This window comes from Novilysobacter selenitireducens, assembly GCF_020026895.1.
GTDB classification, from domain to species: Bacteria; Pseudomonadota; Gammaproteobacteria; order Xanthomonadales; family Xanthomonadaceae; genus Lysobacter_C; species Lysobacter_C selenitireducens.
This window is the reverse complement of sequence record NZ_JAINZW010000001.1, coordinates 492,166-507,273: the sequence shown is the minus strand read 5'-3', so window position 1 is coordinate 507,273 and position 15,108 is coordinate 492,166. Positions and strand designations below refer to the sequence as shown.

The following is a 15,108-nucleotide window of genomic DNA, read 5'->3' as shown; positions in this document are numbered from 1 at the left end:
GCAGCAAGCATACGCAAGCACCCACGCGACACGGGAGCGACGTTTGCTTCGGGTAGAATCCGGGGGCTTTCCGCGCCGGTGCACTTGCCCGCAAAGGCGCGTCCAAGCCCCCCCTGCACGACCCGTCCCCGCCCGCGCGCACGTCGCGCAACGCCTTGGGAGCGTGATGCTCGAACTCCTGCTAGCCCTTCCGTTCCTCATGGCCGCCTGGGTGTTGCTTGCGCGCAACGTCTCGCGGCGGACGACGGCGTGGCTGGCAGGCGTGGCGCCACTGGCGGGCCTGGCGATCCTCATCGCGCTGACGCCCGCCGTGCTGGGCGGCGAAGTGCCGCAGGTCAGCCATCCCTGGATCGAGCCGCTGGGCCTGGCGTTCTCGCTGCGGCTGGACGGGCTGGCGTGGATGTTCGCGTCGATGGTGCTGGCCATCGGTGCGCTGGTAGTGATGTACGCGCGTTATTACCTGGACGCGCGCGAGGACGCGCCGAAGTTCTTCGCCTACCTGCTGCTGTTCATGGGCGCGATGCTCGGCATGGTGCTGGCCGGCAACCTGCTGCTGCTGGCGGTGTTCTGGGAGCTGACCTCGATCAGCTCGTTCCTGCTGATCGGTTACTGGTCGCACGACCGCGAGGCCCGCGAGGGTGCGCGCATGGCGCTGACCATCACCGGCGCGGGCGGCCTGGCGTTGCTGGGCGGCGTGATCCTGATCGGCCAGGTGGTCGGCAGCTACGAGCTGGACGCGGTGTTCGCCGCGCGCGAGGCGATCCAGGCCGCGCCCACCTATCCGGCGATCCTGGCACTGGTGCTGGCCGGCATCTTCACCAAGAGCGCGCAGTTCCCGTTCCACTTCTGGTTGCCGCACGCGATGGCCGCGCCCACGCCGGTGTCGGCCTACCTGCACTCGGCGACGATGGTGAAGGCCGGCGTGTTCCTGCTGGCGCGCCTGCACCCGGCGCTGGCGGGCACGGAGATGTTCTTCTACGTGGTCACAAGCGTCGGCGCGGCGACGTTGCTGGTCGGCGCATGGAACGCGATCTTCCAGCACGACCTCAAGGGCCTGCTGGCGTACTCGACGATCTCGCACCTGGGCCTGATCACGCTGCTGTTCGGGCTGTCGACGCCGCTGGCGGTGGTCGCGGGGCTCTTCCACATCCTCAACCACGCCACGTTCAAGGCCTCGCTGTTCATGGCCGCCGGCATCATCGACCACGAGACCGGCACCCGCGACATGCGCCGGCTGGGCAACCTGCGCGGGCTGCTGCCGACCACCAGCGCGCTGGCGATCATCGCCACCCTGGCAATGGCCGGTATCCCGCTGCTCAACGGCTTCCTGTCCAAGGAGATGTTCTTCGCGCAGGCGCTGGAAGTACCCAGCGACACGATGCGCATCGTGGTGACGGTGGCGGCGTTCCTCGCCGGCATCCTGGGCGTGGCCTACAGCCTGCGGTTCGTGCACGACACCTTCTTCGGGGATGGCCCGCGCGCGGTCGAGCGCGAGGTCCACGAACCGCCGCTCTTCATGCGTGCGCCGGTCGGCATCCTGGTGGTGGTGTGCCTGGCGGTGGGCATTGCGCCGGCGTGGACCATCGCCCCGGCGCTGGAAGCCGCCGCGCGCGGCGTGCTGGGCCCCGACCTGCCCGAATACAGCCTGGCGCTGTGGCACGGCATCAACCTGCCGCTGCTGATGAGCCTGGGCGGCATCGTCGGCGGCGTGGTCCTGTACTTCGGGCTGCGCCGGCTGTTCAACGTCCATGCCATCGCGCGCCGCGCGTTCGGCCGCCACCTGTTCCGCATCAACACGCGCGCCGTACTCGGCGTGGCGCGGCGCTTCACCTTCAGGGTGACCAACGGCAGCCTGCAGCGCTCGCTGTGGTGGGTGGTGGTCGCGGTCGTCGCGCTCGGCCTGGTGCCCGCGGTGCCGGGCCTGCTGGCATCGGTGGAGGCCGGCGCGGGCCAGCCGATGCCGCCGATCGGCTGGGCGCTGTGCGTGCTGCTGCTGGCGGCCACGGCCACGACCGTGGCGCTGCACCGGCAACGGCTGGTGGCGCTGATCGTGGTCGGCGCCGTCGGGCTGGGCGTAAGCGTGGTGTTCGTGTTCCTGTCGGCACCGGACCTGGCGCTGACGCAACTGCTGGTGGAAATGGTGACCGTGGCGCTGATGCTGCTGGCGCTGAACTACCTGCCGCAGGAGTCGCTGAAGTCCAATACCCGCGCGCGGCGCTGGCGCGACGCCGCCATCGCGCTGGTCGCCGGCACCGGCATCGGCGGGCTGGCGTACGCGGTGATGACGCGCCCGGCCGACACCGTCGCCGGCGAGCTGCTGGCGCGCTCGCTGCCCGAGGGCTACGGCAGCAACGTGGTCAACGTGATCCTGGTGGACTTCCGCGGCTTCGACACGCTGGGTGAGATCACCGTGTTCGGCATCGCCGGGCTGGTGGTGCATGCGCTGCTGCGGCGCGCGCGCATCGCCGCCACGGAAGTCATGCCCGGTGAGCCCGACCGCCTGCCGATGCCCGCCAACCTCAGCCACCTGCTGTTCCCGTTCGCGCTTGCGGTGTCGGCGTACCTGTTCCTGCGCGGGCACAACCAGCCCGGCGGCGGCTTCATCGCCGGCCTGGTGCTGGCGATCCCGCTGTTGCTGCAGTACGTGCTGCTGGGCAGCCGCTACGTGGAGTCGCGCATGGGCTTCGACTACACCCGCTGGATCGGCATCGGCCTGATCGTGGCGCTGCTCACCGGCGTCGCGCCGATGCTGCTGTTCGGCTTGCCCTTCCTGACCAGCGGCCACGCCGAGCCGCGCCTGCCGCTGATCGGCGAAGTGCCGCTGGCCAGCGCGATGGGCTTCGACATCGGCGTGTACCTGGTGGTGTTCGGTGGCGCGATGCTGATCCTGTCGATGATGGGCACGGTCAAGCCGCCGAAGGCCCGCAAAAAACGTGTCGTGACGTTGCCATCCGGGGCGGAGGCGTCGTGACGCACGAGCCTGCGCGGCAACGTAGTCCGGTTTTCAGCCCCCTTGAGTCAGGGGGGCGACATCAACGCGCAGCGGTGATGTCGGGGATCTGGAGGACGACGGAATCCCGAATGCGCAACGCGCAGTCCGGAAGGTTGCCGGCGCCCGGCACGGCCAAGCAACGAGGACTCTCCTAGTGGAACTTGCACTTGCCCTCGTCATCGGCGCATTGACCGCCGCCGGCGTCTACCTGCTGCTGCGCTCTCGCAGCTTCGACATGATCCTCGGGCTGACGCTGCTGTCGTACGCCACCAACCTGCTGATCTTCTCCGCGGGCCGGCTGGTTGTCGGCAAGCCGCCGGTGCTCAAGCCGGGCGTCGAAACCGTGCTGGCGAACTACACCGATCCGCTGCCGCAGGCCCTGGTACTGACGGCCATCGTGATCGCCTTTGCGATGACGGCCGTAACGATCGTGGTGGCCATGCGCAGCCGCGCCGACAACGGCGATGACCACGTCGATGCCGGCGGCGAGGGGATGCCCTGATGCTGCAGGCGTTGTCCCCGCACCTGCCGGTGCTGCCGATCCTGCTGCCGCTGCTGTTCGGCGCCGTGGCGCTCATGTTCGAGCGCCGCGGCATCGGGCTGCAGCGCGCGATCGGCTGGACCGGGATGCTGGCGCTGCTGCTGGCCGTGGGCGCGCTGCTGGCCCAGGCCGACACCGGCGCGATCACCTTCTACCTGCTGGGCGACTGGCCGGCGCGGCTCGGCATCGCGCTGGTGGCCGACCGCCTCAGCGCCGGCCTGGTGGCGACCACCACGCTGCTCGCGGTCGCGTGCCTGCTGTATGCGTGTGCCGGCTGGGACCGGCGCGCGCGGCACTTCCATGGCCTGTTCCAGTTGCAGCTGGCCGGCCTCAATGGCGCGTTCCTGACCGGCGACCTGTTCAACCTGTTCGTGTTCTTCGAGGTGATGCTGATCGCCTCCTACGGCCTGCTGCTCAGCGGCGGGCGCGGGGCACGGATGCGGGCGGGCCTGCACTACGTGGTGTTCAACATCACCGCCTCGACCCTGTTCCTGGTCGCGCTGGGGCTGCTGTACGGCCTGCTGGGCTCGCTCAACATGGCCGAGATGGGCGCGCGCGTCGCGGTGCTGTCGCCGGACGATGCGGCGCTGGTGCGCGCCGCGTCCGGGCTGCTGCTAGTGGTGTTCTGCGCCAAGGCCGCGCTGCTGCCGCTGTACCTGTGGCTGCCCAATGCCTACGCGCGCGCGCCGGCTGCCGTCGCGGCGCTGTTCGCGATCATGACCAAGGTGGGCGTGTACTCGGTGCTGCGCGTGTACACGCTGGTGTTCGGCGACGGCCCGGGTGAGCTCGCCGGCTGGGCGTGGCCGTGGCTGTTCTGGACCGGGCTGCTGACGCTGCTGCTGGCCACCCTCGGTGCGCTGGCGGCATCGACCCTGCGCATGCTGGTGGCATACCTGGTGATCGCCTCGGCGGCCACGCTGTTCATCGCCTTCGCGCTGTCCACGCCCGCGACGGTCGGCGCCGGCCTGTACTACCTGGTGCACAGCACCTTCGTCACCGCCGGCCTGTTCCTGGTCATGGACCTGATCCGCGGCCAGCGCGGGCGCGCCGGCGATGCGCTCGACTACGCGGGACCCCTGCGGCGCAACGCCCCGCTCGGGGCGCTGTTCGGCATCGGCGCCGTGTCGGTGGCGGGCCTGCCGCCGTTGTCGGGTTTCATCGGCAAGGCGCTGCTGCTGGATGCCGTGCCCGACGGCTACCGGATGTGGGTGTGGGGCACGGTGCTGCTGACCAGCCTGCTGACGCTGGTGGCACTGGCACGCACCGGCAGCCAGGTGTTCTGGCGTGCCGAGCCGTGGCCGGCGGACGTGCGGCCGCCCTCGCCGCCGCTGCGCGCGCAGTGGGCCGGCGCGGGGCTGCTGCTGGCCTACGGCATCGGCCTGACGCTATGGGGCGCGCCGGTGGTGCGCTACGCGCAGGCTGCCGCCCAACAGGTACTGGAACCGGCCGCTTACATGCAGGCCGCACGTGAGCGCACGCCGCAGATCCGGGAGCCGTCGCCATGAACCGCCTGCTGCCTTCGCCGCCGCTGAGCGTGGCCGTGTTCGTGCTGTGGCTACTGCTGGTGGGCGACTTCAGCCCCGGGCAGCTGGCGCTGGCCGCGGTGATGGCACTGCTGCTGCCGCTGTTGGCCGGCCTGTTGCAGCCCGAGCGCGCGCACTTCGGACGCACCCGCACCATCCTCGTGCTGTCGCGGCGTGTGCTGTGGGACATGCTGCTGTCCAACATCGAGGTCGCACGCCGCATCCTCGGTCCCGAGCGCGCCCTGACGCCCGGCTTCATCTGGGTGCCGCTGGACCTGCAGAACATCCATGGCATCACCGCGCTGGCCAGCATCATCACCCTGACGCCGGGCACGCTGTCGGCCGAGCTGACCGAAGACCGGCGCCACCTGCTGGTGCACGCATTCAACCTGAAGGATGCCGACGCGACGGTGGCCGAGATCAAGGCGCGCTACGAGGCGCCGCTGAAGGAGATCTTCCCGTGATGACCGACATCGCCGTGCTCGTCGCCCTGCACGTGGTCGGCCTGGCGATGCTGATGAGCCTGTGGCGGCTGCTGCGCGGCCCCACCGTGCCCGACCGCATCCTGGGCCTGGACACGCTGTACGTGAACACCATCGCCGCGCTGATCCTGTTCGGGATGTACCTGCGCTCGTCGGTGTTCTTCGAGGCGGCGCTGGTCATCGCCATGCTCGGTTTCGTCGGCACCGTGATGCTCAGCAAGTACGTGCTGCGCCGGGACATCGTCGAATGAGCCCGGTCCTGGACATCGCGCTCACCGCGCTGCTGGCAATCGGCAGCTTCTTCGTGCTGGTCGGCTCGCTCGGGCTGGTGAAGCTGTCGGACTTCCTCAAGCGCCTGCACGGCCCGACCAAGGCGACCACGCTGGGCGTAGGCTGCATCCTGGTCGCATCGATCGGCTACCACGCATGGCTCGGCGACGGACTCGCGCTGGGCCTGCGCGAAATCCTGATCACCGTGTTCCTGTTCATCACCGCGCCGATCAGCGCGCACCTGATGGCACGCGCGGCACTGGCGCTCGCCCCGGACCAGCGCCCGACGTTGCCGGATGGGGAAACCCCGGAAGCCCCGGCGGTGCCTGAACCGGGCGAGGGTTCTGCCGGCGGGGATGGCGACGGCCGCGGGTAACCGCGGCATGTGATCGGCCCCGCACGAAATGAAGCGGCGCGTGCGCCCGGTCAGTGGCGGATCACCCACCACTCCAGCAGTACCCAGCCGACGAATGCCGCCAGCAGGATGCCGCCTTCGCGCCGGCCCAGCCGCAGGTCGCCGCGCAGCATCGGCACCAGCATCAGGGCGAACACGAACGCCGCCGGCCACTCCAGCCGCACGAACGATTCCGGCACCGGCAGCGGCCGCAGCACGGCCATGCCGCCGACGACCACCAGCAGGTTGAACAGGCTGGCGCCGACCACGTGGCCCAGCACCATGTCACCCTGTCCGCGGCGCGCGGCGGCAATGGCGGCGGCGACTTCCGGCAGCGCCGTGCCGATGGCGACCGGCAGCAGGCCGAGCAGCAGCGGGTTCATGCCCCACGCCGGGCCCAGGCCCAGCGCGCCATCCACCACGTAACGCGCACCGTAGTACAGCAGCGCCGCGGCAATGGCGAAGCGGATCAGGTTCAGGCCGAGCCCGCCGCGGGTCTCGGTGTAGGCCTCGATCTCCGCGCGCAGCTCCGGCGCCTCCTCGCGCCGGCGCGTCAGGTCGAACGCCAGCACCGCGACGAACGACACGACCAGGCCGATGCCCTCGATGCGCGACAACGTGCCGTCCAGGCCCAGCAGCGCCACGACCACCGTGCCGGCCAGCAGGAAGCCCAGCAGCGGCGACAGCGCCCGCCAGCGCACGAGCAGCGGCGCGGCCACGGCCGCAGCGCCCAGGGTCAGGCCGATGTTGACGACGTTGCTGCCGACCGCGTTGCCCAGCGCCAGCCCGGTCTCACCGCGCCCGACGGCATGCAGGTTGACGGCCAGTTCCGGCAGCGAGGTGGCGATGGTCACCAGCACCAGCCCGGCCACGAACGGCGAAAAACCCAGACGGCGTGACAGGCCGGCCGCGCCCTTGACGATAGAATCGCCGCCCAGTGCCAGCAGCAGAAGCCCCAGCGCAAACCATCCCAGCGATGCCCACATGTCCGTCCCCTTGTCTCCGGTCCCACGGCGGGCCCGCTGCGGGTTGATTCTAGGCCGAGCGCCCCGGCCCGGGCGCCCCGGGCCCAACGCGTGGCTTACTTACGCGCAGCCTTCCACGTAGTCCACGTACGGCGCGAGGCCGACGCGCCATTCGGTCACGGTGCCCTCGGCATCGGTCTCGAACACGATGACGGCCGCGCTGCCGTCCTGCCCGGTGACGCGCAGGTAGTGGCCGTCGGTGTACTTGTGCGGGCTCGCCTCGACCCGGCCGTCATACATCGCACGGATGTCGTCGGCGGCCATTCCACGCCGACCACCACCGGGCGCGACGCGGTCCGGGCTCTCGGCCGAGTACCGCACCAGCCGGCCGTCGCCGAACATCAACGCGAACTGCGCCGGGGTCGACTGCCCGGCCGGACTGAGGTGGAAGCATTCCTGGCCCTCGGCCGGATTGCCCTGCAGCTCACCGCCCCAGACCGCACGGACTTCGTCGGCGGTCATTCCGAACCGGGCCCCGGCGACGCCGTCCATGCGCGCGGCGAACGTGCCCTCCGCAACGGGCGGCACGGGGGTGGGGGCGGTCGCGGGCGGGATGTCTTCGCTGGGCTGGTCGGCGACGGCCGGCGCGTCCATCGCCGGCGGCGCGGCGGGATCGCCCGCCGTGTCCGAAGGACCTTCGCGCTCTCCGGTACAAGCCGCGAGCGACAGGGTCAGCAGGACGGCGATCGACAGGGCGTGGCGCATGCGCGGGCTCCGGGCGGTGGAACGAATCCGCCGCAGCCTAGCCGCGCCCCGTGAAGCCGCCGCGAAGCGTCAGCCGGTGAAGTGCTTCTGCAAGCCGGCCCAGCAGGCCTGGTAGTCGCGCTGGCGGTGCGCGGCGTCGAACGCCTGCACCGTCGGACGGATGACCGCGCGCGACTCGAACATGAAGGCCATCGTGTCGGTGATGACGTCGGGCCTGGACAGGTCGGCGCTACTGGCCTTCTCGAACGTCGCCGCGTCCGGCCCGTGCCCGGTCATCGAGTTGTGCAGCGAGCAGCCACCCGGCGCGAAGCCCTCGGCCTTGGCGTCGTACGCGCCATGCACCAGGCCCATGAACTCGCTGGCGATGTTGCGGTGGAACCACGGCGGCCGGAACGTGTCCTGCATCGCCAGGATGCGCGGCGGGAAGATCACGAAGTCCAGGTTGCTGGTGCCCGGCGTGTCGCTGGCCGAATGCAGCACCAGGAAGATGCTCGGGTCGGGGTGGTCGAAGCTGATCGAGCCGATGGTGTTGAAGCGGCGCAGGTCGTACTTGTAGGGCGCGTAGTTGCCGTGCCAGCCGACCACGTCCAGCGGCGAATGGCCGATGTAGGCGCGCCACAGGTGGCCCTGGAACTTGGCGACCAGTTCGAAGTCGCCTTCGCGGTCCTCGTACGCCGCGTGCGGCGCCAGGAAGTCGCGCGGATTGGCCAGGCCGTTGCTGCCGATCGGCCCGAGGTCGGGCAGCCGCAGCATCGCGCCGAAGTTCTCGCAGACGTAGCCGCGCGCCTCGCCGTCGGGCAACGACACCGCGAAGCGCACGCCGCGCGGGATCACCGCGATCTCCTGCGGCTCCACCTCCAGCACGCCCATCTCGGTGGCGATGTGCAGGCGGCCCTGCTGCGGGACGATCAGCAGCTCGCCGTCGGCGTCGTAGAAGAAGCGCCCCTCCATGTCGCGGTTGGCCGCGTACAGGTGCACGCCGATGCCGGTCTGGGCGTCGGGGCCGCCGTTGCCGGCCATGGTGAACAGTCCATCCACGAAATCCGTCGGCGCGTCCGGCAGCGGTAGCGGGTTCCAGCGCAGCTGGTCCGGCGACACCGGGCCATCGCAGAAATCGTTGTGGAACGTCGCGGCGTCGTCGGCGCGGTAGCGCGAGAAGCTGCCATGCATCGCAGCGGGACGGATCCGGTACAGCCAGCTGCGCCGGTTCTCGCTGCGCGGCGCGGTGAACGCGGTGCCCGACAGCTGTTCGGCGTACAACCCGTGCGCGACGCGCTGCGGCGAGTTGCGCCCCACGGGCAGCGTGCCTTCAAGCGCCTCGGTGGCGAACTCGTTGCCGAAGCCGGATTGGTAGCCGTTGGAGACGATACCCATGGCAGTGCCTTTGTCTAAAGCCCCTCTCCCACCGGGAGAGGGGTTGGGGTGAGGGGCCGAGGTCCGACGATGTTCCAGACCGCGTCGAGAACGGCTTGCGTATGCAGCAATGCGTCGTCGTTCCAGAAGCGCAACACCGTCAGTCCCTTCGACTCGAGAAATCGTGTTCGATGCAGGTCGCGTTCTTGAGTGTGCTGCGATCCGTCAAGCTCGATCACCAGCCGCGCGGCATCGCAGTAGAAGTCGACGACATACGGCGGGATCGGGTGCTGCCTGCGAAACTTAAGGCCATCCAGCCGACCGGCGCGAAGGTGGCACCAGAGCGCCCGCTCGGCGTCGGTCATCCCCCGACGCAGCTGGCGTGCATTGTCCAGGGTCAGGGTAGGCAACGCGGCCCGTGTGCGTGCGTCCATGCCTCGGCCCCTCTCCCCAACCCCTCTCCCGTGGGGAGAGGGGCTAGCAACCACTGCATCGGCAATCCGACGCGCTTACAGAACCCCGCGCTTCATCTGGTCGCGCTCGATGCTCTCGAACAGCGCCTGGAAGTTGCCTTCGCCGAAGCCTTCGTTGCCCTTGCGCTGGATGATCTCAAAGAAGATCGGGCCGATTGCGTTCTGGGTGAAGATCTGCAGCAGCTTGCGCTGCTTGGTCTCCGGGTCGGCGTCGATCAGGATCTTGTTGCGCGCAAGCCGCGCGACGTCCTCGCCGTGGTTGGGCACGCGCTGGTCAATCACGTCGAAGTAGGTGTCGGGGGTATCTAGGAACTCGATGCCCCGCTCGCGCATGGCCTCGACCGTGCCGTAGATGTCGTCGGTGAAGCAGGCGATGTGCTGGATGCCCTCGCCCTTGTAGGCGTCGAGGTACTCGTTGATCTGGCTCTTGGGGTCGTTGGACTCGTTGAGCGGGATGCGCACGATGCCGTCCGGCGCGGTCATCGCCTTGGACACCAGGCCGGTCTTGGCTCCCTTGATGTCGAAGTAGCGGATCTCGCGGAAGTTGAAGAGGCGCTCGTAGTAGTCCGACCACTTCTGCATGTTGCCGAAGTAGAGGTTGTGCGTGAGGTGGTCGATGAAGGTCAGGCCGAACCCGGTCGGGTTCTGGTCGGCGCCCTCGATCGGCTCGAAGTCGCCGTAGGGCGTGCCCTTGTCGCCGTAGCGGTCGACCAGGTACAGCATGCAGTCGCCGATGCCCTTGACCACCGGCGCGTCGATCGCCTTGCTCTGCGGCTTGTGGTCGATGGCCTCGCCGCCGTTGCCCAGCACGGTCTTGCAGACGGTGTCGGACGACTCCTTGAAGCGGATCGCGAAGCCGCACGCGCTGGGGCCGTGGGCCTTGGCGAAGTCGGCGGCGAAGCTGTCGGGGTCCTCGTTCACGAGGAAGTTGACGCTGCCCTGACGGTAGACGGTGATCGGCCGCGTCTTGTGGCGCAGGACCGCAGTGAAGCCCATGTTGCGGAAGTAGTCGTGCAGCAGCTGCTGCTGGCCTTCCGGCGCGGCGAACTCGACGAACTCGAAGCCGTCGATCCCCAGCGGGTTCTCGAAGGTGGTGACCTGCATGCCGAGGTTCGGGGCTTGGGCTGCGGACTGTGCGCTCATGGGGGACTCCTGCGTGAAGCGTGGCCGGGGCCGGCCGCGCGCGGTCGCGGGGCCTGCCTGAGAGGTTATAGTTTCACATGAAACCATAGGCAAGGCACAGCGCAACATGAACCGTCGCGACGACCGGCCGCATGCCGAGCTCGACCTCGAACACTTCTTGCCCTACCGGCTGTCGGTGCTGTCCAACCGCGTCAGCAGCGCGATCGCGCGCGTGTATTCCGAGCGCTTCGGGCTGGGCGTGACCGAGTGGCGGGTGATGGCCGTGCTGGGCCGCTACCCGGACCTGTCGGCCGGCGAGGTTGCGCAGCGCACGGCGATGGACAAGGTGGCCGTGAGCCGCGCCGTCGCCCGGCTGGTCGACGCCGGCCAGCTGCGGCGCGAGACGCACGACGACGACCGGCGGCGTTCGGTGCTGCGGCTGTCGCGCGCGGGCTACGCCATCTACGACGAGGTGGCGCCGCATGCGCTGGCGTTCGAGGCGCGGCTGCTGGATGGCTTTGACGCGGACGAACGCGCACTGCTGTTCCGCCTGCTGGACCGGCTGGACGAGCTGGAGCTGAAGGCGGAAGCGCAGGCGTTCTGAGCGCGTCCGATCGGGTTGCGCCGCCACCGGCGCGTCGCGATGCGCGCCGCACGACCGGGTAGCGGACTCCAAAAAGAAAACGGCGGCCGAGGCCGCCGTTTCCGTTTACCTAAGCAGGACCGTCAGTAGTCCTTGCGCTCGTTCGCCGTGTTCAGGCCGGTGGCCTGCGGCTCGGCCAGCTCGGCCTCGCCCGCCAGCACGTGGTCGTCGTCCTTCAACGTCTCCAGGTGCATCAGGCGCTTGATCAGCGGCGAAATCACCACGAAGCCGACGCCGACGGCCACGGCAATCCAACCGATGTTGGAATACACGTCCAGCACGACGTCCTGCGCGGCATCCGCACCCGAAGCCGCTTCCGAGCCGGTCGCCGCGGCGATCAGGCCGGCGACGAAGTTGCCGGTGGCCGAGGCGAAGAACCAGCAGCCCATGATCAGGCTGGCCATGTGCGCCGGCGCCAGGCGGTTCATCGCCGACAGGCCGACCGGCGACAGGCACAGCTCGCCCATCGTGTGCAGCAGGTAGATCAGGAAGATGAAGAGCACCGGGGTCAGGCTGCCGCTGGCAACGGCGGCCGCACCGGCCACCAGCACCAGGAAGCCCAGGCCCAGCTGGATCATGCCGAGGCCGAACTTGGCCGGGGCGGAGGGCTCCAGGCCGCGGCGGCCCAGCGTCGTCCACAGCCAGGCGAACACCGGCGCCAGCAGGATGATGTACAGCGCGTTGATCGACTGGAACATCGACGCCGGCACTTCCCAACCGAGCATTTCACGGTTGACGTAGCGGTCGGTGTACAGGTTGAGCGACGAACCGGCCTGCTCGAACAGCGCCCAGAACAGCACCGAGCCGATCATCAGGATCATCGCGGCGAAGATGCGGTTGCGGGCATGCGCGTCAAGCCGCGTAACGGCGATGAACGCGACGTACGCCAGCAGGATCACGCCGGTGACGCCCAGCGCCCAGCCGACCACGGCCTGGTTCTGCACCATCCACCAGCACACGACGACCATCGCGATGCCGACCAGGTACAGCAGCCACTCGAAGGGCAGGCCCATTACCCGGTCGCGCAGGCGCGTGGGGTTGGTGGACTCGCCGTTGCCCAGCAGCAGCGGCTTGCCGATGACGAACACGACCAGGCCCAGCAGCATGCCGAAACCGGCGGCGCCGAAGCCGTACTTCCAGCCGTAGGTCTCGCCCAGCCAGCCGCACAGCAGCGAACCCAGGAACGCGCCCAGGTTGATGCCCATGTAGAAGATCGTGTACGCGCCGTCGCGGCGCACGTCGGTGCGCGGGTACAGCTGGCCGACCATCACCGAGATGTTGGCCTTCAGGAAGCCCGAGCCGACGATGATGAAGGCCAGCGCCAGCCAGAAGGCATCCAGCGCCGGACTGCCCTGTCCGCCCTCGCCTTCGAAGCCCATCAGGAAGTGGCCGAACGTCAGTAGGACCGCGCCGTAGAGCACGGCCTTGCGTTGTCCCAGGTACTTGTCGGCCAGATACCCGCCGATTACCGGCGTGATGTAGACCAGCGCGGTGTACGCGCCGTAGACCATCGAGGCATCGCCGTCGGAGAACAGCCAGTGCTTGGTCAGGTACAGCACCAGCAGCGCGCGCATGCCGTAGTAGGAGAAGCGCTCCCACATTTCGGCGAAGAACAGCATGTACAGGCCGCGCGGGTGGCCGAGGAAGGTCTTGTCTTCCGGGGCGATCGAACCGGGTGTGGAACTCATGCGGGATGGACTCCTGGCGGCCGCGGGCGGCCGGGGTGGTGCGTGGGAAGGCGGTGGATGCTTGCCGCCGGCGCGGCGCCGGTCGGCAAAACGACGGCAAGGTGTAACCGCAGCGCCCCATTCCCGTCAAACCGCGGGCGTACTGTTGCGCCGCACCATCCGCATTCAAAAAGCTGAACCGGAGCGGCCGCCCGAAGGCGGCCGCAGCAGCCGGTCGTCGTGGACCGCGGTCCGTCACCCCGCCGGGGCGTAGGTGTAGGACGAGCCGACGCCCAGCGGGATACCCAGCGCCCAGAAGCCGATCAGGAACGCGCTCCACACCACCAGCAGCGTCACCGAGAACGGCAGCATCAACGCCAGCAGCGTGCCGACGCCCGCCGACTTCACGTAGCGCTGGCAGAACACGACGATCAGCGGGAAGTACGGCAGCAGCGGCGTGATGATGTTGGTGGACGAGTCGCCCACGCGGTAGGCCGCCTGCGTGAGGTCCGGCGACACGCCCAGCTGCATCAGCATCGGCACCATGATCGCGCCGATCAGCGCCCATTTGGCCGAGGCCGAGCCGACCACCAGGTTGACCATGCCCGACAGCAGCACGATGCCGACCACCGTCAGCGCCATCGGCAGGCCCAGCGCCTGCAGGCCGTTGGCGCCCTTGATCGCCAGCAGCACGCCCAGGTTGGACTGGCCGAAGGCGTAGATGAACTGCGCGGCGAAGAACGCCATGACGATGTAGTAGCCCATCCCGCTCATCGCCTTGCTCATGCCGGCGATGACGTCGCGGTGGGTCTTCACCGTGCCCGACACGTAGCCGTACACCACGCCGGGGATCAGGAAGAAGATGAAGATCAGTGCCACGATCGACTGCATCAGCGGCGCGGTGAAGGCCAGCAGCGGGTTGGTGCCGGGCGCCAGGCCCTCCACCGGCGCCGCCCACGGCGTGCCCTCGGGCAGCAGGCTGAGCGCGAACAGCACCACCGCGATGCCGCCGGCGACGAGTGCGGCGGTCAGGCCGCGGCGCTCGTTGGGCGCCAGCGGTTCCATCGTCGGCATCTGGCTGGTGTCGCCGTCGACGGCGGTGGCCTTCAGGCGCGGCTCGATCACCCGGTCGGTGAGGAACCAGCCGATGGCGACGATCAGGAACGTCGAGGCCGTGGTGAAGAACCAGTTGTTGAGCGGGTTGATCTCGATGGCCGGGTCCAGCAGGCGCGCGGCCTCCTGGGTGAGGCCGGCCAGCAACGGGTCTAGGCTGGACGGCACGAAGAAGGTCGCCGAGAACCCGCCCGACACGCCGGCGAAGGCCGCTGCGATACCCGCCAGCGGATGTCGCCCGGCCGCGTAGAAGATCACCGCGCCCAGCGGGATCACCAGCACGTAGCCGGCATCGACCGCGATGTGGCTGAGGATGCCGACCGCGATCACCGCCGGCGTCAGCAGCATGCGCGGGGTGACGGCGAGCATCGCGCGCAGGGCGGCATTGATGAAGCCGGTGTGCTCGGCCACGCCCAGGCCCAGCATCGCCACCAGCACGACGCCCAACGGCGCGAAGTTGACGAAGGTCTGCACCATCGTCGCCATGAACGCGGTGAGGCTGGCGCCGCTGAGCAGGTTGACGATCTGGACGGGCTCGCCGCTGCGCGGGTCGATCTCGCCGAAGCTGACGTTCGCCAGCACCGCCGACAGCGCCCAGGTCACCAGCATCAGGATCAGGAACAGCACCGCCGGGTCGGGCAGCCTGTTGCCGACGCGCTCCACGCCGTCGAGGAAACGGGTGACGAGGCCGCGTTTGCCGGGCTCAACCGGCGGAACGGACGGGGTCGGCGTGGGCTGGGACATGCGGCGGTCCGGGCGGATTGAGGTGGCCCGCATCCTAGCAAGGGAGGCGCGTGGGAGCGCC

The 15,108-nt window shown here is 69.3% G+C and carries 14 protein-coding genes; 7 read left to right on the top strand and 7 right to left on the bottom strand.

Annotation, left to right across the window (positions count from 1 at the left end; genetic code table 11):
• Positions 1 to 166: 166 nt before the first annotated feature.
• The 6 genes from K6753_RS02265 (at position 167) to K6753_RS02240 (ending at position 6,184) form a co-directional block, all read left to right on the top strand.
• Entirely contained in the window at positions 167 to 2,971 is a 2,805-nt protein-coding gene (locus K6753_RS02265) for a monovalent cation/H+ antiporter subunit A (protein ID WP_223674551.1), read from the top strand.
• 175 nt (positions 2,972 to 3,146) lie between these two features.
• Complete coding sequence (locus K6753_RS02260; protein WP_223674550.1) at positions 3,147 to 3,494, top strand: Na+/H+ antiporter subunit C; 348 nt, start codon at positions 3,147 to 3,149, stop codon at positions 3,492 to 3,494.
• A complete protein-coding gene (locus tag K6753_RS02255; RefSeq protein WP_223674549.1) occupies positions 3,494 to 5,038 on the top strand; it encodes a monovalent cation/H+ antiporter subunit D in 1,545 nt (514 codons plus the stop codon). Before K6753_RS02260 ends, K6753_RS02255 begins: the two co-directional genes overlap by 1 nt.
• Positions 5,035 to 5,520: a Na+/H+ antiporter subunit E gene (locus K6753_RS02250; protein ID WP_223674548.1), complete on the top strand. Its 486-nt coding sequence runs from the start codon at positions 5,035 to 5,037 to the stop codon at positions 5,518 to 5,520. The genes K6753_RS02255 and K6753_RS02250 overlap by 4 nt, the downstream gene beginning before the upstream one ends.
• The gene (locus K6753_RS02245) at positions 5,520 to 5,789 is read left to right on the top strand and encodes a K+/H+ antiporter subunit F (RefSeq protein WP_223674547.1); all 270 of its coding nucleotides are present in this window, start codon (positions 5,520 to 5,522) and stop codon (positions 5,787 to 5,789) included. Before K6753_RS02250 ends, K6753_RS02245 begins: the two co-directional genes overlap by 1 nt.
• Complete coding sequence (locus tag K6753_RS02240; RefSeq protein WP_223674546.1) at positions 5,786 to 6,184, top strand: Na+/H+ antiporter subunit G; 399 nt, start codon at positions 5,786 to 5,788, stop codon at positions 6,182 to 6,184. The genes K6753_RS02245 and K6753_RS02240 overlap by 4 nt, the downstream gene beginning before the upstream one ends.
• Positions 6,185 to 6,234: 50 nt before the next feature.
• On the opposite strand, the gene K6753_RS02235 is transcribed toward K6753_RS02240, so the two are convergent.
• The 5 genes from K6753_RS02235 to hppD form a co-directional block, all read right to left on the bottom strand.
• Positions 6,235 to 7,188, bottom strand: coding sequence for a calcium/sodium antiporter (locus tag K6753_RS02235; protein ID WP_223674545.1), 954 nt, complete (start codon positions 7,186 to 7,188; stop codon positions 6,235 to 6,237).
• Between the two features lie 99 nt (positions 7,189 to 7,287).
• Positions 7,288 to 7,932 (bottom strand): lectin, encoded by a 645-nt coding sequence (locus K6753_RS02230; RefSeq protein ID WP_223674544.1) that lies wholly within the window; start codon positions 7,930 to 7,932, stop codon positions 7,288 to 7,290.
• Positions 7,933 to 8,001: 69 nt separating this feature from the next.
• Positions 8,002 to 9,306 carry a homogentisate 1,2-dioxygenase gene (gene hmgA / locus K6753_RS02225; protein ID WP_223674543.1) on the bottom strand — a complete coding sequence of 435 codons (1,305 nt, stop codon included), beginning with the start codon at positions 9,304 to 9,306 and terminating at the stop codon, positions 8,002 to 8,004.
• 14 nt (positions 9,307 to 9,320) lie between these two features.
• Entirely contained in the window at positions 9,321 to 9,719 is a 399-nt protein-coding gene (locus tag K6753_RS02220) for an endonuclease domain-containing protein (protein ID WP_223674542.1), read from the bottom strand.
• Positions 9,720 to 9,794: 75 nt separating this feature from the next.
• Positions 9,795 to 10,901, bottom strand: a complete 1,107-nt coding sequence (gene hppD, locus K6753_RS02215; protein WP_223674541.1) for a 4-hydroxyphenylpyruvate dioxygenase — start codon at positions 10,899 to 10,901, stop codon at positions 9,795 to 9,797.
• A gap of 106 nt (positions 10,902 to 11,007) precedes the next feature.
• Here hppD and K6753_RS02210 point away from each other — a divergent pair, with 106 nt between their 5' ends.
• Complete coding sequence (locus K6753_RS02210; RefSeq protein WP_223674540.1) at positions 11,008 to 11,484, top strand: MarR family winged helix-turn-helix transcriptional regulator; 477 nt, start codon at positions 11,008 to 11,010, stop codon at positions 11,482 to 11,484.
• A 122-nt stretch (positions 11,485 to 11,606) separates the two neighbouring features.
• Here K6753_RS02210 and K6753_RS02205 read toward each other — a convergent pair whose 3' ends face one another.
• Together K6753_RS02205 and K6753_RS02200 are read right to left on the bottom strand one after the other, a co-directional pair.
• Positions 11,607 to 13,211 (bottom strand): peptide MFS transporter, encoded by a 1,605-nt coding sequence (locus tag K6753_RS02205; RefSeq protein WP_223674539.1) that lies wholly within the window; start codon positions 13,209 to 13,211, stop codon positions 11,607 to 11,609.
• 234 nt (positions 13,212 to 13,445) lie between these two features.
• The gene (locus K6753_RS02200) at positions 13,446 to 15,047 is read right to left on the bottom strand and encodes an AbgT family transporter (protein ID WP_223674538.1); all 1,602 of its coding nucleotides are present in this window, start codon (positions 15,045 to 15,047) and stop codon (positions 13,446 to 13,448) included.
• Positions 15,048 to 15,108 lie beyond the last annotated feature (61 nt).